Origin of the sequence: Methyloceanibacter sp. wino2 (assembly GCF_003071365.1) — a bacterium.
GTDB lineage: Bacteria > Pseudomonadota > Alphaproteobacteria > Rhizobiales > Methyloligellaceae > Methyloceanibacter.
On the sequence record NZ_CP028960.1, the window covers coordinates 823,067 to 847,991 of the forward strand.

At 59.4% G+C, this 24,925-nt stretch carries 20 protein-coding genes and 2 pseudogenes; 10 read left to right on the top strand and 12 right to left on the bottom strand.

Annotation, left to right across the window (positions count from 1 at the left end):
• Positions 1–453: 453 nt before the first annotated feature.
• A complete protein-coding gene (locus DCY11_RS03825) occupies positions 454–909 on the bottom strand; it encodes an Rrf2 family transcriptional regulator (protein WP_069444309.1) in 456 nt (151 codons plus the stop codon).
• Between the two features lie 104 nt (positions 910–1,013).
• On the opposite strand from DCY11_RS03825, the gene DCY11_RS03830 reads away from it, so the two are divergent.
• From DCY11_RS03830 to DCY11_RS16105, 5 genes and pseudogenes are all read left to right on the top strand, one after another.
• A complete protein-coding gene (locus tag DCY11_RS03830; RefSeq protein WP_108681325.1) occupies positions 1,014–1,439 on the top strand; it encodes a group III truncated hemoglobin in 426 nt (141 codons plus the stop codon).
• Positions 1,436–1,771 (top strand): annotated as a pseudogene (gene fdxA / locus DCY11_RS03835) (ferredoxin FdxA); the annotation flags it as partial. The gene DCY11_RS03830 and the pseudogene fdxA, both read left to right, overlap by 4 nt.
• A gap of 189 nt (positions 1,772–1,960) precedes the next feature.
• A complete protein-coding gene (ctaD, locus tag DCY11_RS03840; protein ID WP_045365414.1) occupies positions 1,961–3,562 on the top strand; it encodes a cytochrome c oxidase subunit I in 1,602 nt (533 codons plus the stop codon).
• 23 nt (positions 3,563–3,585) lie between these two features.
• The gene (locus DCY11_RS03845; protein ID WP_045369558.1) at positions 3,586–3,954 is read left to right on the top strand and encodes a DUF488 domain-containing protein; all 369 of its coding nucleotides are present in this window, start codon (positions 3,586–3,588) and stop codon (positions 3,952–3,954) included.
• 253 nt (positions 3,955–4,207) lie between these two features.
• On the top strand, positions 4,208–4,495 hold the full coding sequence (locus tag DCY11_RS16105; protein ID WP_082025494.1) for an NnrS family protein: 288 nt from the start codon (positions 4,208–4,210) through the stop codon (positions 4,493–4,495).
• A gap of 221 nt (positions 4,496–4,716) precedes the next feature.
• Here DCY11_RS16105 and DCY11_RS03855 read toward each other — a convergent pair whose 3' ends face one another.
• The 6 genes from DCY11_RS03855 to DCY11_RS03880 form a co-directional block, all read right to left on the bottom strand.
• Positions 4,717–5,451 (bottom strand): hypothetical protein, encoded by a 735-nt coding sequence (locus tag DCY11_RS03855; protein ID WP_108681326.1) that lies wholly within the window; start codon positions 5,449–5,451, stop codon positions 4,717–4,719.
• Positions 5,452–5,472: 21 nt separating this feature from the next.
• A complete protein-coding gene (gene metB, locus DCY11_RS03860) occupies positions 5,473–6,648 on the bottom strand; it encodes a cystathionine gamma-synthase (protein WP_045365408.1) in 1,176 nt (391 codons plus the stop codon).
• A gap of 18 nt (positions 6,649–6,666) precedes the next feature.
• Complete coding sequence (locus DCY11_RS03865) at positions 6,667–7,299, bottom strand: peroxiredoxin (protein WP_108681327.1); 633 nt, start codon at positions 7,297–7,299, stop codon at positions 6,667–6,669.
• On the bottom strand, positions 7,299–9,068 hold the full coding sequence (locus tag DCY11_RS03870) for an NADPH-dependent assimilatory sulfite reductase hemoprotein subunit (RefSeq protein WP_045365404.1): 1,770 nt from the start codon (positions 9,066–9,068) through the stop codon (positions 7,299–7,301). The genes DCY11_RS03865 and DCY11_RS03870 overlap by 1 nt, the downstream gene beginning before the upstream one ends.
• Positions 9,058–10,893, bottom strand: a complete 1,836-nt coding sequence (locus tag DCY11_RS03875) for an assimilatory sulfite reductase (NADPH) flavoprotein subunit (RefSeq protein WP_108681328.1) — start codon at positions 10,891–10,893, stop codon at positions 9,058–9,060. Before DCY11_RS03875 ends, DCY11_RS03870 begins: the two co-directional genes overlap by 11 nt.
• Positions 10,894–11,064: 171 nt before the next feature.
• Positions 11,065–11,670 carry a 5-formyltetrahydrofolate cyclo-ligase gene (locus tag DCY11_RS03880; RefSeq protein ID WP_045365400.1) on the bottom strand — a complete coding sequence of 202 codons (606 nt, stop codon included), beginning with the start codon at positions 11,668–11,670 and terminating at the stop codon, positions 11,065–11,067.
• Positions 11,671–11,842: 172 nt separating this feature from the next.
• Here DCY11_RS03880 and DCY11_RS03885 point away from each other — a divergent pair, with 172 nt between their 5' ends.
• Positions 11,843–12,688 (top strand): LysR family transcriptional regulator, encoded by an 846-nt coding sequence (locus DCY11_RS03885; RefSeq protein WP_045365397.1) that lies wholly within the window; start codon positions 11,843–11,845, stop codon positions 12,686–12,688.
• A 353-nt stretch (positions 12,689–13,041) separates the two neighbouring features.
• Here DCY11_RS03885 and DCY11_RS03890 read toward each other — a convergent pair whose 3' ends face one another.
• Entirely contained in the window at positions 13,042–13,461 is a 420-nt protein-coding gene (locus DCY11_RS03890; protein WP_244462688.1) for a PAS domain S-box protein, read from the bottom strand.
• A 139-nt stretch (positions 13,462–13,600) separates the two neighbouring features.
• Positions 13,601–14,050 (bottom strand): Rrf2 family transcriptional regulator, encoded by a 450-nt coding sequence (locus DCY11_RS03895; RefSeq protein ID WP_045365387.1) that lies wholly within the window; start codon positions 14,048–14,050, stop codon positions 13,601–13,603.
• A 150-nt stretch (positions 14,051–14,200) separates the two neighbouring features.
• Here DCY11_RS03895 and DCY11_RS03900 point away from each other — a divergent pair, with 150 nt between their 5' ends.
• Positions 14,201–14,710, top strand: coding sequence for a cytochrome P460 family protein (locus tag DCY11_RS03900; protein ID WP_108681329.1), 510 nt, complete (start codon positions 14,201–14,203; stop codon positions 14,708–14,710).
• Between the two features lie 100 nt (positions 14,711–14,810).
• Here DCY11_RS03900 and DCY11_RS03905 read toward each other — a convergent pair whose 3' ends face one another.
• The 3 genes and pseudogenes from DCY11_RS03905 to DCY11_RS03915 form a co-directional block, all read right to left on the bottom strand.
• Complete coding sequence (locus DCY11_RS03905) at positions 14,811–15,635, bottom strand: 2OG-Fe dioxygenase family protein (protein WP_244462687.1); 825 nt, start codon at positions 15,633–15,635, stop codon at positions 14,811–14,813.
• A 51-nt stretch (positions 15,636–15,686) separates the two neighbouring features.
• Positions 15,687–16,265 (bottom strand): annotated as a pseudogene (locus tag DCY11_RS03910) (VWA domain-containing protein); the annotation flags it as partial.
• A gap of 413 nt (positions 16,266–16,678) precedes the next feature.
• Entirely contained in the window at positions 16,679–18,562 is a 1,884-nt protein-coding gene (locus DCY11_RS03915) for a PQQ-dependent dehydrogenase, methanol/ethanol family (protein WP_245409436.1), read from the bottom strand.
• A gap of 270 nt (positions 18,563–18,832) precedes the next feature.
• Here DCY11_RS03915 and DCY11_RS03920 point away from each other — a divergent pair, with 270 nt between their 5' ends.
• From DCY11_RS03920 to DCY11_RS03930, 3 genes are all read left to right on the top strand, one after another.
• Positions 18,833–20,284: a PLP-dependent aminotransferase family protein gene (locus DCY11_RS03920; protein WP_108681331.1), complete on the top strand. Its 1,452-nt coding sequence runs from the start codon at positions 18,833–18,835 to the stop codon at positions 20,282–20,284.
• A 533-nt stretch (positions 20,285–20,817) separates the two neighbouring features.
• Positions 20,818–23,601, top strand: coding sequence for an MFS transporter (locus DCY11_RS03925; RefSeq protein WP_108681332.1), 2,784 nt, complete (start codon positions 20,818–20,820; stop codon positions 23,599–23,601).
• A 164-nt stretch (positions 23,602–23,765) separates the two neighbouring features.
• Positions 23,766–24,911, top strand: coding sequence for a hypothetical protein (locus DCY11_RS03930; protein WP_208430505.1), 1,146 nt, complete (start codon positions 23,766–23,768; stop codon positions 24,909–24,911).
• The last annotated feature ends 14 nt before the right edge of the window (positions 24,912–24,925 follow it).

A 24,925-nucleotide genomic window follows, 5' to 3' on the forward strand; every position in this document is an offset into this window, starting at 1 on the left:
CGAAGCATCCCAAGGACGGTGAACCCAACCAGCGTTCAACCGGCGTCATAGTGCTGTCTCCAACGACCTCAAGCAACTAGTACAGATGGGCTATGGAGACAGTCTCATGTCGTGATTGCAGAGCGTCAGCGGGAGGAGCGAGTCGCGGGGGCGGGTCTGGCTCGCCGAACTGATGGCGCGCCGGCCAGTCAAGGTTGCCGCGATTGCCTTGGCCAACAAGATCGCCCGCATTGCCTGGGCGCTGATGCTCAGCGGCACGCGCTACAGGGAGCCGTCCACACATGGCACCAAGCCGACGTGGCCAGAATTTTGCTGAGTTCTGGTTGCGTCGGAACAAGACGTCACGGGACGCGTAGAGCAGGCTGGTCCTCTCAAATCGAGAGGAGATTGGTCACTGCAAACCATCAAAAATCGTGTTCGTCTGCCGTTTCGTGGGCTAACTGTTCAACTCCGCTAGCCGCCAATATCCGCGTCAAGTGGGATAGCCAGCATCGCTCGGAGCGCCGATGCTGGTTTCACAAGGTCGCTCAGGGTGTACTCATCCAAAACATCTAGGAACGCTCTCCGCGCGCGTTCCAAAGCCCGCCGCAGGACGCAGCCTGGCGAAATCGCACAACCCGCGTCGACAGGCTCGAGGCACATGACGATCGCAAAGTCGGGCTCGGTGTAGCGAACGACGTCGCCAAGTCCGATTTCTGTGCTGGCCTTTGCGAGCCGCAAACCCCCATGACGCCCGCGGACCGTTTCGATGTAACCGCCGACGCCCAGCTGATGGGTGACTTTCATAAGGTGGTTCTTCGACACGCCATAGCTGTCGGCAACCTCTTCGATGGTCGTCAAGCCATCGCCCTTGAGCGCCAAGTACATCAAGAGCCGTAACGCGTAGTCCGTGTAGACGGTCAGGCGCATGTGGTCTCCTTATCCAGTCCATAAAGATGCATTTAACGTATTGCTTTTAAGCATCGCTCGAGTAACATGCATACAAAATACATCTTTGAACGGATCTGGGTCAAATGGATAAGGCCGGAGGCATTGGCGGCGACGCTCGGAAACCCCGCGTAACAGCGGAGGAGGTTGCCCGCCTCGTGGACGGGTTCTACGCGAAGGTGCGCAGAGACCCTCAACTCGAATACGTCATCGACAGTGCGATCGTCGGCGATTGGGCCGGCCACCTGGCCAGAATGCGCGCCTTCTGGGCTGCCGCGATTTCGCCCCAAGGCGACACGTACGAGACGCTCGTCGGGGCGCATCTGCGCTTCGACGGCATGGATCGGAGGTTGCTAACGCGTTGGATCGCGCTCTTCGATGAGACCTGCAGTGAGCTGTTCGACGAGCCGTTGGCCGCAGCGTTCAGCATGAAGGCGACGCGTATCGCCGAGAGGCTGAGAGGAGCGCTCGCTCAGGAGCGTGGCGGATCTCTGCCGCGGAGTATGCCATGACCTATGTCGTCACGGACAACTGCATCAGGTGTAAATACATGGACTGCGTGGAGGTGTGCCCGGTCGATTGCTTCTACGAAGGCGAAAACATGCTCGTCATTCATCCTGACGAATGCATCGATTGTGGAGTCTGCGAGCCAGAGTGTCCTGCCGAAGCCATCTTCCCCGACACGGGCGCGAATCTCGAAAGCTGGCTCGATCTGAACGCGAAGTACGCGGAACTGTGGCCGAACATCGCCGTGAAGCGCGAGCCGCCCGTCGACGCCGCCGCCTTCGACGGCGTTCCCAATAAGCTCGAGCCGTTTTTTTCGCCTAACCCGGGTCTGGGCGACCATGCTGACCACGAGGCGATAGAACAGGAACTACGAACGAATCCTAATGAACGTCGAGGGCATCCGTAAACAGCGCTCTCCCGCAGCGTCTTGTGGGAGCGTTGGAAGGGGAGGTTGCGGGCCAATGCGTCCACCCGCAATCTCCCTCCGAACGATAGATAGTATAAAGTGTGAAGAAGGAAGTGGTCGATGGCACAAACCGAAGCTCAACGTACCGCACATGACGATCGGCCGCATGGCTGGAGACGTTGGGCCTTCTCGACGAACCACAAAGACATCGGCACGATGTATCTAATCCTCGCGGTCGTCGGCGGTACGATTGGTGGCCTCATGTCGATGGCGATGCGCGCAGAGCTCATGTATCCAGGTCTGCAGATCTTCGTCAATCCGGACGCATTCAACGTCATTGTGACGGGCCATGGACTGATCATGATCTTCTTCGCCATCATGCCAGCGATGATCGGTGGCTTCGGCAACTGGATGGTTCCGTTGATGCTGGGCGCACCCGACATGGCGTTCCCGCGCATGAACAATATTTCGTTCTGGCTTCTCCCGGCCGCGTTCACGCTCCTGTTGGCATCGCTCTTCGTGCCCGGCGCACCCGGAACTGAAGGGGCGGGAACGGGGTGGACTGCGTACGCGCCACTATCCACGAAGGGAAGTCCAGGAATTGCGATGGACTTCGTAATCCTCTCGATTCACCTAGCGGGAATCTCCTCCATCCTCGGGGCGATCAACTTCATTACGACCATCTTCAACATGCGCGCACCAGGCATGACTTTCCACAAGATGCCGCTCTATGTCTGGTCAATCCTGGTGACGTCGTTCCTGCTATTGTTGTCGGTTCCGGTCTTGGCTGGCGGAATCACGATGCTTCTGACCGATCGCAATTTCGGCTCCGCCTTCTTCGACTCGTCCCATGGCGGCGATCCTCTGCTGTACCAACACCTGTTCTGGTTCTTCGGTCACCCGGAGGTCTACATCATGATCCTCGGTGGCTTCGGGATCGTCAGCCACGTCGTTTCGACGTTCTCACGGAAACCCATCTTCGGCTATCTCGGCATGGTCTATGCGTTGGTCGCCATTGGGACTGTCGGATTTGTCGTCTGGGCGCACCATATGTTCACATCCGGTCTAGGCCCAGACACGCAAGCCTATTTCGCCTTTGCTTCGATGGTCATCGCCGTGCCCACCGGCATCAAGATCTTCTCTTGGGTCGCGACCATGTGGGGTGGATCGATAACCTTGCGTACGCCGTTGCTCTGGGCCCTTGGTTTCATCTTCTTGTTTACGATCGGGGGTGTGACGGGCGTCGTGTTGGCCAATGCGGGTCTCGATCGTTCGCTTCACGACACCTATTATGTGGTCGCGCATTTCCACTACGTCTTGTCGGTCGGCGCTGTCTTCGCGATCTTTGCCGGCTGGTATTACTGGTGTCCCAAGATGACGGGGTACATGTATTCCGAAGCCCTGGGGAAGCTACACTTCTGGCTGATGTTCCTCGGCGCGAACATCGCGTTCTTCCCGATGCATTTCCTCGGCCTTGCCGGCATGCCCCGGCGCATCGCCGATTATCCGGACACGTTCGCCGGATGGAACTTCGTGGCGTCGATTGGCGCCTTCATGGCCTTCGCCGGCTTTCTCGTCTTCTTCGTGAGCGTCGCAAACACGTTCTGGGCACGCCGCCGAGCACCGGCCAATCCGTGGGGCGTCGGTGCCACGACCTTGGAATGGACCGTGCCGTCGCCGGCTCCGTTCCACACCTTCCAGACGCTGCCGCGTATCCGATAACGTTGGATCAAAAGGAGAGCGCATTGCGCGCCGCTCGACCGTTCACGATCAAGGTCAAACGAGCCTACGAATCGCCGGCGGAGAGCGATGGGCAGCGGATCCTTGTTGACCGGGTCTGGCCGCGCGGCCTCACCAAGGAGCAGCTCCACCTGCATCGCTGGGCGAAGGAACTGGCCCCAAGTGCGGCGCTGAGAAAATGGTTTGGCCACGATGCCGCGCGCTGGGATGCGTTCTGCGCGCGCTATCATCGCGAACTCGATGCGCGTCCGGAAGTAGTTGCAGAACTCGTGACCGCATGCCGCAAATGGCCGGTGACCTTGGTCTTCGGTGCAAGGGATGTCGATCACAATCAGGCTGTGGCGCTCGAACGGTATCTCCGATCCCGCGTGTAAGCTGGTTCCGAAGCATCACGCGTTCCCTGCCGGTCTACTGCTTATGCGTACTCGTGCTTTGACGAGAGCTTCCGTGATGAACGGTGCCCAACACCGTGGAGTGTTTGACACAATTTTCAGTCAGGGATTCAGGCCGCTTTTCTTCGGTGCAGGTCTCGGGGCAGCGATTGCCGTTGCGATCTGGCTCTCGATCCTTCGCGGAGACGCAACACTGACGACATCCTTCGCGCCGACCCGCTGACATGCGCATGAGATGTTGTTCGGCGCTGCCGCCGCAGCCCTAGGTGGCTTCGTGTTGACTGCTATACCGAACTGGACAGGACGCACGCCAGTGAGAGGTACGCCGCTCGTCGTTTTGGTTACAGCATGGTTGGTGGGCCGAATCGCCGTGGCGACATCGGCCATTGTCGGCAACCTGCAGGCTGTCGTCCTAGATCTCTCGTTTTGGGCGATCCTTTTTGCGCTGGTCGTACGCGAGATCGTCGCAGCCAGAATTTGGCGGCACGCGCCGGCCATCCGCCCAGCCCTCGCGACGTCATGACGGAGCGCATTTGCTTCGTCGTGCGAAATGAAAATCCGTCGCGCGCAATGTCCCGCGCGATCGCTAAGAGTGACTCCGCTGACGATGGGCACTTAGCCACCGCGTCCTGGCTAGCCGCACCGGCGTGCGAACCCTTATTGCCCATGTCGCGCACTTCTACCTGACCCCGACCTGAGGCGCACTCTCATACATCGGCCTGCCCCATATCACCAAGCCAAAGCCTATTCACCCTCTTGCGGAGACCGTGAGCGTCCGTGGCTCAGAATGGGCACGCGCGGCCTGGAGGATCCGGTGCCGACCGACACTCGATGAAACCGGATTCGGCCTGCCGTATTCCGCCCCTCTTCCCAATCCCGGTCCGTCCAATAGGTGCCTTCGAGCACCGCAGGCCGGTGCCCTGGTGGGATGGTCAGGCATGCCGTACCGAGATGTCTTCGGCAAACAGCCGTGGTGTCCAAAACAAGGCTGTCAAACACGTAGAATAGGACAGGCCGGTTCGATGTCTTGTCCTGCCGAAGTGTGCAGACGACCGCCTCGGAGCATTTGCGCCCCTTTCGCGACATCAGCTGCATGCGCACGCCCGAGACGCATGTGTCGATTCGAGCTGTTCCGATCTTACTGTAGAGGCGGGCTTCCGCGTCGGCGGATGATCGCCGCGCCCGGACCGCATTGGAGCGCACCTCGACGAGGTAGTCTCCGTCGATGTCCAGAGCGAGCTGCCACAGCCCGAGAAGGCGACCAAGGATCGGAAGCCGCACCCTTCCGGCGACGAGTGACAGTGCCGCGCAAACAGCAAGAACCTTGAGCGTCGTGCCGAGTTCGGGCTGCAGTTCCGCAAAGAGCAGCACGATGGCCAGCGCGACGACAAGAGACGTGGTGACTGCGCGCGCCGCACTGGAGAGGCGCTGGCGCCAGGTCAGTTCAAATCGCGCGCGGAATTGCCGAGGCCGTACCACGCTGCTCCTCCCGGGCCGGTGTTAGAGAGCCGCCACCCTCTCCCGCGCCACGTCAAACGCCTGTTCCAGATCCGCAAGAAGATCATCTGCCGCTTCGAGACCGATCGAAAGCCGGAGAAGTCTGTCAGTGATTCCCGCCGCGGCCCTTGCAGTTTCGCCCATCCCTACATGCGTCATGGTCGCCGGATGCGCGACGAGACTCTCTATCCCACCGAGAGATTCGGCCAATGTGAAAACGCTCAGAGATTCCACGAAGCGGCGCACGGCTCCCACGCCACCATCGAGTTCGAAACTCAGCATGGCGCCGAACCCGGCTTGTTGGCGGCCAGCAATGGCATGGCCCGGATGCGACGGAAGACCGGGATAGTGCACCGCTGCAACTTGAGGATGGGCGTCCAAGAACCGCGCGATACGTTCCGCATTCTCCTGCTGCCGCTCCATCCGTGGAAAAAGCGTCCGCAATCCGCGAAGGGTCAGATAGGAATCGAAAGGCGCGCCCGTGATGCCGGTAATGTTGGCCCAAGTCGCGAATGTCTCCACATCCGCGGCATCCGCGGCAACGATGGCGCCGCCCACGACATCGGAATGACCGTTGAGGTATTTTGTCGTGGAATGAATCACGAAGTCCGCGCCGAGCGAGATGGGCCGCTGAAGCGCAGGCGACAGGAATGTGTTGTCGACAGCGGTCTTCGCTCCGAACGACTTGGCACGTTCTGCGATCTGCGCGATGTCGACGACACGCATCAGCGGGTTGCTAGGCGTTTCGATCAAGACCAGCGCGGGATACTGCTCGAAGGCCGCTTCCAACGCGGCGTCGTCTCCTTGGTCGACAAACACGACCGAGAAATGGCCCCGGTCCCGCCGCGCGGCCAGAAGCCGATAGGTTCCGCCGTAGCAATCATGCGGGGCAACGATGAGCGTGTCGGGCTCCAGTGTGGACAGGAGCAAGTCGACGGCCGACATGCCCGACGACGTTACGACTGCTCCCGCGCCGCCCTCAAGTCGCGCGATCGTATCCGCAAGAAGTGCGCGGCTAGGATTGGCGGTACGCGAGTAGTCGTAGGGGCCGCTCTGCGCAAACCCCGGAAACACGAACGTGCTCGACAGATAGATCGGGGGCGTGACTGCCCCAAAGGATTCGTCCAACGCGATTCCGTTACCGGCAGCAATCGTTTCAGGATTCAGACTCTTCGACATGTGTCACCGTCCATATTGTCAGTCGGGCAAATCCACCATGCGCAAATAGGGCTTTAGTTCGCGCCAGCCTTGCGGGAAGTGTTCCTTGGCCTGCTGGTTCGTAAGTGCCGGCGAGATGATGACGGGTTCGCCCGGTTGCCAGTTGACGGGCGTCGCGACTTTGGCCCTGTCGCCGGTCTGCACGCTGTCGATAGCGCGCACGATCTCAGCGAAGTTTCGGCCCGCAGCCGGGGGATAGATCAGGATCAGACGGATGCGCTTCGTGGGATCGATCAGGAAGACGGCTCTGACCGTGACCGTCGGATCAGAATCCGGATGGATCATGTCGTAGAGGGTCGCCACGCGCTTGTCGGCGTCCGCGAGCAACGGAAAATTGAGGGCATGCCCCTGGGTCTCGGCGATATCCTTCGCCCATTCGGCGTGGCTCTCCAGCGGATCGACTGAGAGCCCGAGCGTCTTGACGTTGCGCTTCTCCCATTCCGGCTTCAGCCGTGCGACTTCGGCCAACTCCGTGGTGCAGACCGGCGTGAAGTTTTTGGGATGGCTGAAAAGCAGGCCCCACGACTTGCCCAACCACGCATGGAAGTGGATCGGACCTTCAGTGCTTTCCTGCTCGAAGTCCGGCGCAATCTGGCCGAGTTGCAGAGACATCAACGTGCTCCTTTAGACTTTTTCTTGGACCGCGCTTGCGGACTGTTGTCTTGGGTGGGGCCGAGGTATCCGGCGCGGAGGGCAAAATCGCCGAGATGCTCGCCCCGCTTCCGGTCGCGCGCGAAGTCCGCGAGGACACCGCCGAGCTTGTCGAGGATCGCCGCCTCACCGACATTCTCGAGGACCAGCTGGTTCAGCCTCTGACCGTGAAAGCCACCGCCGAGATAGAGATTGTATTTCCCGGGCGCACGCCCCGTGAGACCGATGTCGCAGATATACGGCCGGGCGCATCCGTTCGGGCATCCGGTCATGCGCATTGTGATCGGCTCGTCGTAGAGGCTATGGCGTTTCAGCATCTCCTCGATCTTGGTGATGAGGCTGGGCAGGTAGCGCTCGGACTCCGCCATGGCGAGGCCGCAAGTGGGCAAGGCCACACAGGCCATCGCGTTCAGCCTCAGACCGCTTCCTCGATTGAGTTCGGAAAGACCGTGGACGCCGAGCAGGCCTTCGATTTGGCTTCGCTCCTGCTCGGTGAGGTTGGAGATCATGAGGTTCTGGTTGGGCGTGACGCGAAACTCGCCCGCGTTCATATGCGCGATAGCCTGTATCCCATCGAGCAACCGGCGCTCGGGACCATTCCGTATCCGACCATTCTCGATGAATAGGGTGAAATGCTGGAGGCCGTCCTCGCCCTGTTGCCAGCCGAGCGTGTCGCCGTTCGAGGCGAAGTCGAACGCTTTCGCGGGCGCCAATTCGAATCCGAGCCGCACTTCGATCTCGGCCTTGACCCATTCAAGGCCCTTGTCGTCGATCGTATATTTGAACCGGGCGCGGGCGCGGTCCGCTCGATCTCCGTAATCGCGCTGGACTTCCATGACGGCGTCGATCGTGGCCAGCAGATCGTCTACCGATACGAATCCGATTACGTCCGCCAGGCGCGGGTATGAGTTCGGGTTGCGGTCGATGCGCCCCATGCCTCCGCCGATCGCGATGTTGAATCCGATGAGCTTCGTCCGCTCGATGATGGCGATGAAGCCGAGGTCCTGCGCGTAGACGTCGATGTCGTTGATGGGCGGGACCACAAATCCGATCTTGAATTTGCGGGGCATGTAGGTACGGCCGTAGAGGGGCTCTTCTGGTCCCGCGACAGCCACGCGCTCCTCCTCGTACCAGATCTCCTTGTACGCGCCGGTCTTCGGCACCGCATGATCGCTCGCGCGCTTCGCGAGCGCATAGACCTCAGCGTGCAGCGAGGACAGATGCGGATTGACCGAGCACATAACGCCGCGGCAATCGTCTCCGCATGCGGCCTTGGTATCGAGGAGGACGTCGCGCAAGCCTTGAAGAGTTGCGCGAAGGTTGTGCTTCAGCACACCGTGAAACTGAAAGGTCTGCCGTGTCGTAAGGCGGAGACTCCCGCCTCCGTAGTCGCGGGCCAGCGTATCGAGCTTGAGCCATTGTGATGGGCTGCACACGCCACCCGGCAATCGCACACGGGCCATGAAGCCATAGGCGGGCTCCAACTTCTGCCTGCGTCTTTCATCTCTCACGTCCCGATCGTCCTGGAGATAGAGCCCATGAAACTTCATGAGCTTCTGATCGTCCGGAGAGACGGCGCGGGTGATGGGGTCAGCCAGGCCGTCGACGATGCCGCCGCGCAGCTGATCGCTGTTCGCCTTCAGCGTCTCGTCGGGATGGAGCCTGTCCAAGGACTGCGAGACATCGCGACTCCGGTCGGTCGCCGGCGCGGCAGGACTTTCAATAGACATCGACTTGATACCGGCCTGTGGACTGCATCGTGCCGAGATATTCGGCCGCGGATACGTCGCTGAGCTTACCTTCCTGCTTCAAGGCATCGATCAGCGTCGCGTGGATGGCTGGTGCGAGTTCGCGCCCGCCGCAAACGTATAGCGAGGCGCCCTCCTCCAGCCATGCGTAGATGTCCTTCGCGTTTTCCTTCAGGCGATGCTGGACATAGGACTTCGTGCGCCCGTCGCGCGAAAAGGCCACCTGCATCCGCGTGAGCATTCCGTCCTTCAGCCATTGCTGCCATTCGGTCTGATAGAGGAAGTCCGTATGGAAGTTGCGGTCGCCGAACACCAGCCACGACCGGCCGGACGCGCCGCGCGCCTCGCGTTCCTGCAGGAATGCGCGATAGGGAGCCACGCCCGTCCCCGCTCCGATCATGAGGATTGGAACGTCGTCGGCCGGCAGACGAAACCGTGGATTTGGCTGGATGTAGACTGGTACCGTGCCTGTCGGAGCAACCCGGTCTGCAAGGTAGCCCGTAGCAACGCCGGAACGCGGCTCTCCATTGAGCTCGAATCGAACGGCTCCAACGGTGAGGTGAACCTCATCAGGTACAAGAGATAAAGAAGACGCAACTGAGTAAAGCCGGGGCCGCATATTGCGCAGCCCCGCAATAAAAGCACTCGGACGAACGCCAGGCATCGGATAACGACGAACAACATCGATGATATGGTTGTGGAACAGAAACTCGCTTCTAGCGTCCGCCTGTTCCTTGCCGCGTAGCGCGACAAGATCGTCGGCCCCGGTCAACTCTGCCCATTGGTTGATGAAGCGCGTGGATCCAACGGTGATTTCATACTCATCGGTCAGCGCCTGGCCCAGACCGACCGTTCTATCCCCAATAGACACTTCCTCATCCGAGGACAGACCGAGCGCATCCAGAAGTGCGCTCACCAGACTTGGGTCGTTCGACGGAATGACCCCCAGGGCGTCGCCGGGTTCAAACTTGAGACCGGATCCTTCTATCGACACTTCGATGTGACGGGTCTCTTTGGTCGACCCGCGGCCGCTCAGAACGATGTTGTCGATGACGCTTGCTCGGAAGGGGTGACGTTGGTCAACGATGCGCTTCGTGATCTTGGGTTGCAGCGCAATATCCGGCGCGTGGTGACCTGTTGACGTTCTGTCAAGTGACCTTTTGAGTTCCTGTGTAACAGCCCCTATCCATTCGGAAGCTGAGTCTTCGTAATCGACGTCGCAGTCGACGCGCTCGACCAGGCGTATCGCACCGAGCTCGGTCAACCTTCTGTCGAGCCGTTTGCCGGCCTCGCAGTATTGATCGTACGTGGAGTCACCTAGCGCCAGCACGGCGTATCGCAGGTCATCCAAATGCGGTGCTCTTGCGCTCTCAAGGAACTCGAAGAAGTCCATGGCTGTCGCAGGAGGCTCCCCCTCCCCGTGCGTGCTTGTGATTATTAACAGATCACTCTCGCTTCTCAGCTGTCGGGGCTTGTAGTCCGCCATATCCGCTACGACTGCTTCGAGACCTTCACTGCCGACCGACTGTTGTAACGCCGATGCCACGTCTGCGCTGTTGCCAGTCTCGCTCCCGAACAGGATTGTGATAGTTTGCGTCTCAAGACTTCCGGTGGCCAGTTCGTGGACACGCCCATCGTGCGGACGCACATCGGTCGTTGGCAAAAGCTCTCTCTTTCGATGATCAAGACCGGCGAAATATCCACTAAGCCACAGTGCCTGCTCGGTACTCAGTGTCCCGGCAAGTTCACTTATGTGCCGCCATTGCTCCTCTGTGAGGCCTGGGCCATGAAAATCGAAAACGGTCATCTCGTCTGTCTAAAGTCGGTTCGCAAGCGGATGCGACTGCGGGCCACTCGTGTGCCGCGCCGGGAATGTCTTGCGCAGCTTGGCGCCAGCAATTAGCCTCCGGCAAGCGAATTTAATTCGTACTTCAAAGCAAAAATATTGCTTTTTGTGCAGAGGTCATCCTGGCTGCACTTACCGATTGAATTCGCGGACCCGACATTCCGTAACGATGAAGTCCATAGGAATGTCGTGTGACTGAGGGTGGATGGTCTCAAGGCGGGATTGCTCGTACCCCACGCCGACAATGCGCGGCCTGTTTGGGGCCGCAGCGAGGGTGCGATCGAAATAGCCGCCACCGTAGCCAAGCCGGTAGCCTGCGTTATCGAACCCGACAAGCGGCACGACGACGATATCGGGGTTAACCTCGATACATTTTTCTGGATGAGGAATGTTCCAAATGCCGCGTTCCATCGGAGCGCCAGGCCACCAAAGTCGAAACTGTAAAGGCGCGTGCTTTTTGGCGATCACCGGAAGAGCGACGTGACCGCATCTCAGCCTAACGGAACTCAGCCATGGTCGGAGGTCCGGCTCGCCGTTGCAAGGCCAATAGCCGCTCACGAGCAGTTTCGCGAGATTGGGGAAAAACTGATTGAGCTTCTCGGTTATCTGCCGCGCATAGAGGTCCCGAACAGCTAGGCTAACATCCAGCCGCTCGCCAATCAGCCGGTCGCGGTGAATCCTCCGCCAACGCTGTAGGTCCTCCGGCGCATGAGCCGGAACAACATTGTCTCCGATCACATCTGAGTAGCACGGGGACGAGGACAGTCGGCTGTGGAACATCATTTTGAACCGGTCGGCACCGGCCTCCCATTGTCGAACCACTTAATGACAATACTTTTTTCCGCAAGACAAACGAATATAATCGGTGCTTTGCTGCAGAAATTTTGCTCAATAGGAGTTCCCTTCGACAATGGACATCGAACTGGCGAGAACGTTCCTTACGATTGTGAGGACTCAAAGCTTCATCCGCGCCGCCGAGCAGCTTAACGTCAGCCAGACAACAGTCAGCGCTCGCATCCGCTCACTCGAAGAGAAGCTCGGGAGGACACTCTTCGTCCGCAATAAGAGCGGAGCCTCACTCACGCCCGCCGGCGAGCAGTTTCTGCGTTATGCGCCCACCTTCGTTCAACTGTGGGAGCGTGCTCGTCATCAGGTCGCGGTTCCGCCGGGACACCGCGCCGTACTCGCCGTTGGCGGAGAGTTGATCTTGTGGCACCCATGGATGCTGGAGTGGCTGCACTGGATGCGCAAAACGGCACCGGAAATTGCGCTTCGCGTACAGGTGGGTCTGCCGGAGTCGCTAATGGAACAGGTCACCAATGGCGTACTCGATCTCGCCATCTTGTACGCACCGCAAAACCGACCGGGTGTTCGTGTCGAACTCCTCCTGGAAGAAAAACTCGTTCTCGTAACGACAGATCCAGACATGACGGCTTTTCCGCCCGAGAACTATGTCTATGTCGACTGGGGCGCAGAGTTCGCGAGCCACCATGCCATGGCCTTCCCTGAAATCGGCAATCCCGGGCTGGTCATCGGAGGCGTCGGTCTTCTTGGGTTGAACTACATTCTCGAGGGAGGAGGCTGCGGATATTTCCGCCAGCGGCTTGTGACGCCGCATCTCGAATCCGGAAAGCTCCACCTTGTTCCCGGAGCGCCCAGCATCTCCTATCCAGTCTACGCTGTCTGTTCGGCGCAAACCGAGGGCGAACTGCTGCAGATCGCCCTTCAAGGACTGAGGAGTGTCGTCGCGGGGTAGCGGCTCTCGGCGGGCCGGGCCCAGTTGTGGCGCCAAGCCAACACTTCACTTACTTCAACTGGCGATTCGGTGCCCGCAGCATCGAAAGTGAAGTTCGATGACTAGGCCCGGGCGGCCTAAGACGTAGCGCTGCAGAGCGAGACCTTCGATCGGACCTAGAAGACTAACCACCACATCTTGGTGACAATCCGTTCCAGCACATGAGTGCCTACCAACCAGTGTCCCTCTCCGTTCAAACTAGTGACCACACTGCGATCAAGGCGACTCCGGGCACTATCGGGCTCGACCTACGGCCCGTCCGCTGGCACCAAGATATTCCAGAACCCGCGCTCCATGCGTTTTGCGCCCTTCGTTCAATCAGGTGCTGTTGAGTTGACAAGCTGCCTTTTGAGTCTCTTGATCTCGGCAAACCGCTCAGAAACGTCACGGATGATAGCTGCCATACCAACAATCTTTCCCTCAGCACTCCGAAATGGGGTAATAGAGAACTCAATCGAAATACGCGCCCCGTCCTTCCTTATGGCAGGCACGGACAGCAATGCTCCCGCAGCGTAGCGCGTGACGCCGGTCCGCACTGTGTTTGAGTAGCCTTGCCGATGACGTGCCCGCAGGTTGGTGGGGATTATGATGTCGAGCGGCCGACCAACAGCTTCCCGCTCTGCGAATCCGAACATGCGCTCGCAGCCACCGTTCCACAGCCGGATAACGCCATCTTGATCTGCATACAGAATGGCCTCGGATGTCTCCGAGAGTAACCTCTCTGCGATGTCCACTAGCTGAAAAATGACTAGTTCCCCTCAGTATTTGACAGCTCGCCCCTGCCCTTGTACGGCGCCGAGACGGAACGCACTCAACAGGCGTTGTCGGCCAATGCCGCAGCCATCAATCCGCTGCGCAGGACATGCATTGAGATCAACCTGGACTGACGGCAAGGTGCTGCCGGAGAGAATCTGCAAGACCGCTCGAACTGATCGTCAACTCGTCCAGCGTCCACTCATCGAGAACTCCCAGATACGCTCCCAGCGCATCACGCAGCGCAGTTTGTAGACGGCAAACCGGCGTGATGCAGCACGCGGTCTTCGTTCTGAAGCACTCCACAAGATCGAAGTCCTCCTCCGTCGCTCGAACAACCTCACCGATGGTGATTTTCTCGGGCGGCTGAGCCAGCCGAATACCGCCGTTACGTCCCCGTAGCGTCTCGATAAGACCCAGCCGCGCGAGCCGTTGAACGACCTTCATGATGTGATGGTGCGAGATATCGTACGCAGCTGCGATCTGCTCAGCCGTCGCCAGTCGGTCGGGAAACGCTGCCAGGTACATCAGCACACGCAGAGAATAGTCAGAATGTCGGGTAAGTCTCATTGGCCGCTCCATTCATAGGAAAAGTTCCTCGTCAGAATGCGAAGTCTGACCCTCCAGAACGTCCTTGAATGCTTAGCACTAAAATAAGTATGATAGATACCTATTATTACCGCAGAGCAACTGCGGGGCGATCGAGATGGGGAGGTATTCATGACACGCAAGGGCTACGCGTTCGCGCTCGGACTTGTGCTAGCAGCAGGCATGGCAAGCGCCGATGAAGAGCGAATTTCGTTTCCTAGGGACTACAAAACGCAGTTCGAGAACTATCTGAGTCTCGATCGGGTGCAGAACCCCGATCAAATCATTCGCCTGTTTGCGAACGATGTGGCGATTGAGGCCGCGAAACAAGGGCGTGAGCTCCCCGTTGGGTCGGTCATTGTGGGCGAGGTATATAAGGCCAAGAAGGACGATGACGGTAATGTCATGACCAGCTCTCTCGGGCGCCGAGTGCGTGACAAGTTGGCCGCCGTTGCAGTGATGGAGAAAGGCGAGGGATGGGGCGAAAAATTTCCCGAGGAGCTGCAAAACGATGATTGGGACTTTGCGATATTCGCTTCCGATGGCGAACGTCTCAACAAAGATCTAAACACCTGCCGTTCATGCCATGCACCGCTGGCGAAGACCCAGCACCTCTTTTCGCTAGAGCATTTGGCTCAGTAGCGGCTGACGTGAATACGCAATGAGCGGTGTCGGTGGTGTTAGACAAGAGGCGGAACGGGCGGCCAAGACAAAATCGACTCCGCGGTCGGATGGTGGGAGACTAGTTGCAAATCCGACGGTACGTCAGCACCAAGACATCGCGGAAGGTCTTCATTGTCGGGTCCAGCGGCCTGATCGGGGTAACACCATGAAAGACACGACGGTCGTCCAGAAACACTGTGTCAAGCGGATTGGTCAAGGTAAACTCTCCCAATGGTTTGCCAGACGGATCGTAGATCTGCGTTACGCCGCTGGAGACGTTGATCCGGTCGATCAGCATGACGCTTACGAAATCGACACCGTCACGATGGGCCCCCTCCGGCGTTGGCGATCCTGTCTCGGTTGCAGTCGCCTCAATGCGAAACTGATGCATTTCGATATGCCAGCGGGAGCTCAAATCTTCCTGCCCGGCATATAAGTCAAAAAGCATGGTGCAGCAGCCAAGTAGTCTCCGTGCAAAGTGGTTCTCAACCGTGGCGGTTTCCATCGGCAGGAACCAGCGTTCTAAGCCGCCATTCACGGGGTTGTAGTCGCGACTTTGGTAGTGCGGCTGGTGGGTGGCGCGTTGGACAAACCCATCCTTGGCGGTGAATACGGCAAACCGCCGACGCCTATAGCGGCCACCGTCAGCCATGTATGAATCCATGCCGAGGTCATCCCAGCTTGCGGCGAATGCCGACCACGCATTCAGGATCTCGGTGCCCAATATCGAGCGCATCTCATTGCCGGTTCGGAATGAAACTCCGTCTCGCGCAAGTTCCTGCGCGATTATCTCCCTCTTTCCATTCGCGGCCGATGAGTGTTCTTCAGATATCGCTCCATCGGCTATCGCACTGCGTTCTGAACAATTGCGGTCAATCACGTTTCCAACCTCGACGGCTCCCACTTGAAGTCTCTATCCGCATCTCCGCTCTCGGGCTTTGCACGACAAGCCCGCTTAGTGATTGGCGGTGAACCCGTTGCGGCTGCTGACACTACTTACATTGAGGCAGCTCAATGTCTTCTCAAGCGCTTCAACCAGCTCCTCAGTACTCTCCGGAGAGAGATACAGACCGGCATTTTGTTCAGCCAAACACCGCGTCTGGACGATGCTTGCCTCTCCCGTCCAAGACAATCCCCTCACGCGCAAACTAATGACATGAACCGTCAGCTGCTCAGCATCAGCGTGGAGTGCCTTGCCCACGTCGCAGGGGGACCCACCGCACGTATCTTCCCCATCCGTTAGCACGACGATGACGCCGGGATTGTTGCGATAATCGAGCAGGTAAGCGGCTTCCTCGACGGCTCGCGTCAATGGTGTGCCACCAGCGGGCACCAGGCCCCTAACAATTGTCAAAATTTGTTCGTCGGCATCTGCGGTTGGCGCCAAGCTCGCCTCTATGTTGTTGCACTGGTTTGGCAGCCCCGAAGTCCGTGTTGGCCCGTAGGTCACTAGGCCCACGCGGCGGAAACGGGTGACATTCGGCAAGACTTTTTCGAGCGCAGACCTCACCCGATCTATGCGGCTAACCGTGTGAGCACTTTCGCTGCCGTATCCTCAGCCATTACCCGACATGGAACCAGAGGCATCGAACACAAGGACCACGTCCTCTGTGCACGGAACATGGCGCTCGTCCTGTGCACACACTGTAGTCGTTTGGGACAGGATCGAAATCAGCATGACCAAGGCAAAGGCTGACACTGATCGGTAGAGTGAAGCAGCCCCGTTCCTCTGCAGGCCAGCTGCTTCATGATGCATACTGCTGATTCTCACCGAGTGGCACCTCTCAGTCGTACAACCTGTTGGCTAGCTCGTTGGCAATTGGTACCAATCTTATCAGTGCCAACGCTCCAGGCACCAACTAGCGCCCGGATGCCTTCCGGCACCGGGCGCTAGGGAGCCAGTTGTGCTCGACGCCTCGTGAACATCGAGCACGACTGGTGGAGACTCTACTCGTAGAGACGGAAGACGTTCAGCGTACCGCCCTGCGGGATATGATTCAGGCCAGCAGCCTTAGTCATAGCCGTGGCACCGATGGCGCCGAACTTATCGTTCAGGTCCAGACCAGCGGTGACCGGAAGACCGATCCAGCCGCCAATGCCGGAGTACACGCCGACATACTGCTTACCGCCAACCTTGTAGGTGATGGGATTGGCGATGATGCCCGAGCCCAGCTTGCGGCTCCAAAGAACCTTGCCGGACTTACGGTCGACAGCGCGGAAGTCACCGCCCAGCGAACCGTAGAACATCAGACCACCGTCAGTGACCATCGTACCGGCCCAGTTCGGATACGGATCCGGGATCTCCCAGAGCGTCTTACCCGTCAGGACGTCGTACTTCTTGATCTTGCCGGTCGTGCCCTGCTTCTCAGGATACATGTACACGTTCGCGAACACGTAGACCGTGCCCTGGTTCGTGTGCGTGCGCTCCTGGGGCTCCAGCTCCATGCACCAGTTGTTGGTGGGCATGTAGAAGATGTTCGGCTCCTTCGGATCAACCGAACCAGGCTGGTGATCCTTACCACCCATCGCGGACGGGCAAGTCGAGACGTTGCGGCCAACTTCGAGCGGCGAATGGTCACGCACCTTGATCGGACGGCCAGTCTTCATGTCGACCTTCTCGGCCCAGTCCGTCGTCACGTACTTCGTGGCGCGCAGAAGGGTACCGTCGGTACGGTCGAGCACATAAGCAAAGCCGTTACGATCGAAGTGGGTGAGAGCCTTCACCTTCTTACCGTCGATGTCCATGTCGGTAAGAATGTTCTCGTTGATGCCGTCATAGTCCCACTGGTCAAACGGAGTCATCTGATAGGCCCAGACAGCGTCGCCGTTGTCGGCCTTGCGAGCGAAGATCGTCATCGACCACTTGTTGTCGAACGCACCAGTGTTGCACTCCTCATGGGTCTTATCGGGGCAACGATAGGACGGGCTCCACAGGCCGGGGTTACCGGTCGAGTAGTAGACCAGCTTCAGCTCGGGGTCATAGGAGACATAGCCCCAAGCAGCACCACCACCAATCTTGTAGTCCTCACCGGGGAAGGTCTTGATACCAAGATCCTCACCAGCCTGGCCAAAATGGGGGTTGGCCTTGTTGGTTTCAGGCGTCAGGCACACGTCCTTGTCGGAACCCGTGCTGTGGCACACCCAAGCCTCGGAACCGTCCGCCAGATTGAAGGCGGCAACGCGGCCACGAGCGGCGAACTCATTACCACCAAAGCCCATAATAACCTTGTTGTCGGCGATCAACGGAGCCGGCGTGATGGTCTCACCCTTCTCGGGATAGGCGTACTTGACGACCCAAACTTCCTTACCGGTCTGGCCGTCCAGGGCAATCACGAAACCATCGAGAGTGCCATAAACGAACTTGCCATCGGCATAGGAGCCGCCACGGTTGACGGTGTCGCAGCAAGCGCGCGGCACAGCCGACTCGTCACGGTCGGTCTTCTTCACGTAGGACCAAACCTGCTTCGGATTGTCGGGATCCGAAAGATCCAGACCCTGGACCACGTTACAATTGGCCATGGACGGGCAACCCGAAATCATGAACAGCATGGTCTTGCCACCAACGTCCTTGATCACAAGCGGCTGACCCTCGTGACCACGAAGGGCGTTCGTGCCCTGGGCCCAAGACATCTGGAGCTTGTTGACGTTATCGGTCGTAATGTCTGAGAGCGTGCTGTGGCGCGTCAGCTCAAAGTCACGACCAGGGGCAGGCCACTGGTCGGGATCAGCCATACGCTTCAGCTGCTCCTCGTCGGAGTTCATTGAAAAGGCCTGACCAGACATGCCCATCGTCAATGCGACGACGGTGCCGGCAAGCACACCGAAACTCATTCTCATAGATTTTCCTCCCTAGCGATTCGGTTCACGGAACCGAAAGCCACTCCAGTTGAATTGCCTGAGTGCCCCAGCTTGGCCGGGAACATTTGGCATCAGGCTCTTCTTGATATCTCTTAACCGGCCTATCCTGCAGGTCCGGATTCGATATACTGTCTAGGCCGGTTCTTCAGCTGATTCTCGGGCTTGGACTTCGCCTGCCACAAGAGATGCCTCAGCCGGCAACTAGTGCGGCGACGGTCAGTCAGATGGAAGGGGCGGCACCAAGTGGGCAAAGGCGCGACACTAGCAATCGAGGTGAAGCAAGAGGGACGCGAACCCATTTTTCTTGCACTCTCTCGTGCAATCATTGCTGAAATCGAGAGGGGGCGGCTTAAGCCCGGTGATCCCCTACCCGGAACCCGCGCGCTGTCGAAGAGTCTGCTGCTCAACCGCAACACGGTCGATGCCGCTTATCACGAGCTCACCATGCAGGGTTGGCTTGTAACGGAGCCCTCTCGCGGCACGTTCGTTGCGCACGATTTGCCCGACTTCGGTCGCGAGCGCTCTCTGGCAGACACCACTGCCACAGGTCATCCCAACGCTACCAAGCAATATAGCCGAGGCCTGAGCCTTTCGGATGGTTTGCCCGATCCCCGGATTGCCCCCACTACTGCACTAGGCAGAGCATTTCGCAGAACCTTGAAGTCACCGGTGTTCCTTGACGGTGCGTATGGTGACCCGCGCGGTAACGAGGCGCTCCGGACATCGCTTGCCCACTACTTGACAAACGAACGCGGTCTAACACTCCACTACGATGACGTACTGATTGCGCGGGGGAGCCAGATGGCTTTGTACCTCGCTGCTGCAGCTGTCGCTGAGCCCGGATCGAAGATTGCCGTTGAATCGCCGGGCTACCCGCTCGCCTGGGCCGCAATTCGTGCGGCAGGTGCAAGCGTAGTGGCGGTTCCGGTGGACGATGGCGGCATCAACGTTGATAGACTAGAGCAGCTCGCTGCCCGAGAGCCTAGCCTCAAGGCAGTGTACGTAACTCCGCATCACCAATACCCCACGACAACCACTCTCGGCGCGGCGCGGCGACTGCGTCTCTTACAACTAGCCCGGCGGTATCGCTTGACCATAATCGAGGACGACTACGATCATGAATACCGCTTTGACGGACACCCTGTGTTACCCCTGGCGGCTCACGCTGAGCGTGATGCATCTGTGGTCTACGTAGGATCGCTATCGAAGATTCTCGCGCCCGGCATTCGGATCGGTTACGCGGTGGCGCCGCCTGGAATTCTCAAAGGTATGAGCGATAGGCGTGAGGCCATCGACAGGCAAGGAGATGTCTTTCTAGAACTCGCGCTCAGCGAGTTAATTTCGGACGGTACGCTCCGACGGCATGCTCGAAAAGCGCGCCGCGTCTATCACGCGCGCCGAGATTACTTGTATGGGTTGCTGAAGAGACACTTCTCAAAATGTGCCGAGTTTGTCCTTCCGGCGGGCGGGCTTGCGATTTGGTTGAGGCTTAACCCAGGCTTCCACGCTGAAACCTGGGCTCGGAACGCCGCCGACCTTGGTCTTTCTGTTCTTCCGGGAGCTCATTTCACCCCGAAGCCGGCCGAGGCGCCCGAGGCCTTCCGACTCGGGTTTGCAACCCTCAGCGAAGATGAGATTTCAGAAGCGATTAAGCTGCTCGTGAAGGCAAATCCAGGTCGCTCCAAGCGCGTCTGAAGCCGTGCCGTCGACTTTTTAATCGACCTCGATGCACTAAAATGTTCGTCGCAGCCTTTCGCCTTACGCTGTCGGTTGCAGCAAGCCTGGCCACACGCCCCATGTCGCAACTCTGCTGGCAAGCGCAACGATCCAGGATGCTAGAAATCCATAGGTCCCTTATCGGCGATTGCGGGACCGCACTGCCCGGCCTTCCCTGCCGCATCACCCACACGAGCATTGTCCAACCCGATCGTCGGCCAGCTTGCGCTGCGTCAACGTTCCGCCGGGCCGGGCTGGCGATAACAGCGAGAACATGGCGTGTCCTTGCGGTTTGCGGCCTTCCCCCCAGCCGCCCGTCGGGACGGCCGACCACCCTTGGACGCCAATGTAGGGTGAGTTAGGGCGCACCACGCCGTTATGGGGCGCCGCGAGCCAGACAGGGGATCCGAGAAAACGACACGCATCGGGACAGCCGACTGCGGCACAGGGGCTTTCGTGTCCATCGTGTGTCAAAACCGGGTACTCCCGAGCAGTTCGCAGGGAGTGCCGAGATGACCACGACGCGTTCGACGCCTGGGGCAAACCGGGCTCTTTGGCTTTCGACGGTTGCCTTCACGGTGTGCTTCGCCGTGTGGACGATTTTTGCCATCATCGGTGTACGCATCCAAGAAAATCTCGGTCTGAACGAGACCGAATTCGGCTTGCTTGTCGGGACGCCTATCCTGACCGGCTCGCTCAGCCGCATATTGCTCGGCATCTGGACGGACCAGTATGGCGGCCGTGTCGTCTATGTCCTGACCATGTTGTCGGCCGCTGCTGCCACCTTCCTCCTCTCCTTGGCCACCACCTATCCGTGGATGCTCGTCGCGGCTCTCGGCGTCGGGCTTGCAGGCGGCTCATTCGCCGTCGGCATCGCCTATGTGTCCAAGTGGTTCCCGCCGGAGAAACAAGGAACGGCGCTCGGCATCTTCGGCGCCGGCAATGTCGGCGCGGCGGTCACGAAGTTCGTAGCCCCGTTCGTGCTCGTCGCCTTCGGCTGGCAGATGGTCGCCGTGGCTTGGGCGTCCGTCTTGGCCATCACCGCGATCGTCTTCTGGCTCGCCACCGACGACGACCCAGAGATCAAGGCCAGACGCGCCCGCAATGAGAAGCCGCGCTCGCTGCTGGCCCAATTGGAGCCGCTGCGGCATCAGCAGGTCTGGCGGTTCTCGCTGTACTACTTCTTCGTGTTCGGCGGGTTCGTGGCACTCGCATTGTGGCTGCCCCGCTACATGATCGGCGTTTACAAGCTCGACATCGAAACCGCGGGCATGCTCGCGGCATTATACTCGATCCCTGCAAGCCTCTTCCGTGCCTATGGCGGGCATCTATCCGACCGCTACGGGGCGCGGACGGTCATGTACTGGACCTTTGGGGTCTCGCTGGTTTGCCTGTTGATGCTGTCCTACCCGCAAACGGACTATGTAATCCACGGCATTAAGGGACCGATCTCCTTCTCGACGCAGATGAATCTGATTCCGTTTGTGGTCACGATTTTCGTTCTGGGCTTCTTCATGTCGCTCGGCAAGGCCGCGGTCTACAAATACATCCCCGTCTATTACGGCAATAATGTCGGTTCGGTCGGCGGATTGGTCGGCATGATCGGCGGCCTCGGAGGTTTCGTGCTGCCGCTGGCCTTCGGTATCATGGCCGATCTGACCAGTATTTGGACGAGCTGCTTCATGCTGCTGTTCCTGATCGTCGCCGTCTCGCTCGCCTGGATGCACTTCTCCATTCGCCACATGGAGCAGCGCGCCGCCGGCGACGTGCTGGCCAAGTTGCCGCCCCTCGCCGAGCTCGAGCACGCGCACAGCCACGAGGAACATGGCCCGCACCATGGGCTGATCGAAGACTGGCGCCCTGAAGACGAGACGTTCTGGGAGACCACAGGGCGCCGTATCGCGCGGCGCAATCTATGGATCTCCGTGCCGGCGCTCCTGCTGGCTTTCGCGGTCTGGATGGTGTGGAGCGTGGTCGTGGCTAAACTCCCGGCGATCGGCTTCACCTATTCCACCGATCAGCTGTTCTGGCTGGCGGCATTGCCAGGCCTCTCCGGCGCGACGTTCCGCATTTTCTATTCGTTCATGGTGCCCATTTTCGGCGGCCGACTGTGGACGGCGTTGACAACCGCCTCACTGCTCATACCTGCCTTCGGCATCGGCTACGCCGTGCAGAATCCCGATACGCCCTATTTGCTGTTCCTTATCCTCGCACTGTTGTGCGGCTTCGGCGGCGGTAACTTTGCTTCGTCCATGGCCAATATCAGTTTCTTCTTCCCCAAAAAGGAGAAGGGCAACGCGCTGGCGCTCAACGCCGGTCTCGGCAATCTCGGCGTGAGCGTCGTTCAGTTCGTCGTGCCCCTGGTGATTACCGCCGGCGTCTTCGGCGTGGTGGGGGGCGAGCCGCAGACCACGTCGGAAGGCACACGGCTGTGGTTGCAGAATGCCGGATTCATCTGGGTACCGTTCCTGCTCGTCACCACGGTCGCTGCCTGGATCGGCATGAACGATATCGCTTCGGCGAAAGCGTCGTTCAGCGAGCAGGCGGTGATCTTCCAGCGGAAGCACAACTGGATCATGTGCTGGCTGTATACGGGCACGTTCGGCTCATTCATCGGCTACTCGGCGGGCTTTCCCCTTCTCGCCAAGACCCAGTTCCCAGAAGTGAACTCGCTGCCCTTGGTCTTCCTGGGACCTCTGGTCGGCGCTCTGTCGCGCGCCGCGACGGGATGGATCGCCGACCGTTGGGGCGGCGGGCGCGTCACCATCTGGGTGTTCACGGTCATGATCGCCGCGGTCGCTGGTGTCCTCTTCTTCCTAGGTATCAAGGATCAGCCTAATGCATTCTGGGGCTTCTTCGCGATGTTCTTGCTCTTGTTCTTCGCGACAGGCGTCGGCAACGCTTCGACCTTCCAAATGATCCCGGCGATCATGCGCAAGGAAGTCGGCCGCTTGATGCCCGGCTTGTCCGCGGCCGAACAGACACGCCACGCCGACAAGGAATCCGCGGCGATCATCGGCTTTACCTCGGCCGTTGCGGCCTACGGCGCCTTCTTCATCCCCAAAGCCTACGGTAGCTCGATTGCGGCGACCGGCGGACCCGAACTCGCGCTGTGGGGCTTCTTGGGCTTCTACGCGACGTGTATCGCGGTCACGTGGTGGTTCTACACCCGCCGCGGCGGCCTGCTCCACGACATCGAACGCGGCGGCCCGTCGGACTCGGGCACGAGGCGCAAGACGGCAGAAGCCGGGAAGCCCGCCGAGGTCGTTCCCGTGCCGGCGGGCGTCAGCAGGTGAAGGCGCCCTCGGATCATCGGCCGAGAGTACGGTATTTCGTGGCCGGACCATGCGTACTACTTGCATCCGTCGTCGCGTTCGGCGCTACGGCGTTTGCCCAGGAGGCAACCTACAATCCGCAACAAGGGGCGCCGACGCGCTACCAGCCGCCGCACGAGGGCTTTTTGAACGCTAGGTTCTGGACCGACACCCGGTATCGTTACGAGTATGTGGACCAGGGCAACAAGCCAAAGAACGCGCGCGCCTCGACAATCCGCAACAAGACCGGCATCGAGTCCGGCTTCTTCCATGGTTTCCGGGCGGGCGTCGAGGGAGAGTTCGTGCTCGAGCTTGGACCCAACGATTTCAACAACACGATCAACGGCCGCACCCAGTATCCGGTCGTGGCGGACGTCGAGTCCGCGGAAGTCGATCAGGCTTATCTAGAGTCGTACAACATTCCGGGCGTGGTGCTGCTCGGCGGCCGCTATTTGGAGAACCTCGACAATCTCCGCTATGTCGGCTCGGTGGCTTGGCGTCAGAACGACCAGACCTTCGATGGTGCCAAGGCGACCATCACGGCGCTCCCCGGGGTGGAGCTGCTCTACGCCTATATCGGCAATGTCAACCGCATCTTCAGCGACCGTTCGCCGGCCGGAAACATCAATTCGAACGTGCATCTGATCCATGCCGAGAGCGACGAGCTCTCAATCGGCAAGCTCACGGCCTACACGTATTTGACGGATCTCTACGACCTCGACCCGCTTTCCAACGCAAGCTTCGGCGGTTTTCTCAAGGGTAAGCAGGGGCTGACCGGAGGCATCGACTACCACTATCGCTTCGAGTATGCGCACCAGATCAGCTACGGGGATGCCCCGGTCGACTACGATGCGGACTATGTGCGCGTCGAGCAGGGTCTAAGCAAAGCCGGGTTCACCGGCACGCTCGTCTATGAGCTGCTGGGCAGCGACAATGGCGTCGCTGCGTTTCAGACGCCCCTTGCCACGGGACATGTCTTCAACGGCTTCGCCGACGTCTTCCTGGTCATCCCGCCCACGGGCCTGCAGGACTTCTACGCGCAGGCGAAGTACAAGGTGCCGACGAACATCGGCGGCCCGTTCAGCTATTTTGGCGGGCTGCTGCTCCTGGCCCAATACCACGAGTTCCGCTCCGCGGTGCAGAACCTGGACTACGGCTCGGAGTTCGACTTCTACTCCTACCTGCCCTTGCGCGACGGTTTCTATGCGCAAGCCAAATATGCCAACTACCAAGCGGACGACTACTTCGTCGACACTCAGAAGGTCATCTTCGGACTTGGATATCAGTACTAGTGCCGAGCACGCGC

What these genes read in the sequence shown, in the direction of transcription:
- DCY11_RS03825 (WP_069444309.1), bottom strand. Translation starts at nt 909, where the DNA reads ATGCGCCTGACCGTCTACACGGACTACGCGTTACGGCTCTTGATGTAC.
- DCY11_RS03830 (WP_108681325.1), top strand. Translation starts at nt 1,014, where the DNA reads ATGGATAAGGCCGGAGGCATTGGCGGCGACGCTCGGAAACCCCGCGTA.
- ctaD (WP_045365414.1), top strand. Translation starts at nt 1,961, where the DNA reads ATGGCACAAACCGAAGCTCAACGTACCGCACATGACGATCGGCCGCAT.
- DCY11_RS16105 (WP_082025494.1), top strand. Translation starts at nt 4,208, where the DNA reads ATGTTGTTCGGCGCTGCCGCCGCAGCCCTAGGTGGCTTCGTGTTGACT.
- metB (WP_045365408.1), bottom strand. Translation starts at nt 6,648, where the DNA reads ATGTCGAAGAGTCTGAATCCTGAAACGATTGCTGCCGGTAACGGAATC.
- DCY11_RS03865 (WP_108681327.1), bottom strand. Translation starts at nt 7,299, where the DNA reads ATGTCTCTGCAACTCGGCCAGATTGCGCCGGACTTCGAGCAGGAAAGC.
- DCY11_RS03870 (WP_045365404.1), bottom strand. Translation starts at nt 9,068, where the DNA reads ATGTCTATTGAAAGTCCTGCCGCGCCGGCGACCGACCGGAGTCGCGAT.
- DCY11_RS03875 (WP_108681328.1), bottom strand. Translation starts at nt 10,893, where the DNA reads ATGACCGTTTTCGATTTTCATGGCCCAGGCCTCACAGAGGAGCAATGG.
- DCY11_RS03885 (WP_045365397.1), top strand. Translation starts at nt 11,843, where the DNA reads ATGGACATCGAACTGGCGAGAACGTTCCTTACGATTGTGAGGACTCAA.
- DCY11_RS03895 (WP_045365387.1), bottom strand. Translation starts at nt 14,050, where the DNA reads ATGAGACTTACCCGACATTCTGACTATTCTCTGCGTGTGCTGATGTAC.
- DCY11_RS03900 (WP_108681329.1), top strand. Translation starts at nt 14,201, where the DNA reads ATGACACGCAAGGGCTACGCGTTCGCGCTCGGACTTGTGCTAGCAGCA.
- DCY11_RS03915 (WP_245409436.1), bottom strand. Translation starts at nt 18,562, where the DNA reads ATGAGTTTCGGTGTGCTTGCCGGCACCGTCGTCGCATTGACGATGGGC.
- DCY11_RS03925 (WP_108681332.1), top strand. Translation starts at nt 20,818, where the DNA reads ATGACCACGACGCGTTCGACGCCTGGGGCAAACCGGGCTCTTTGGCTT.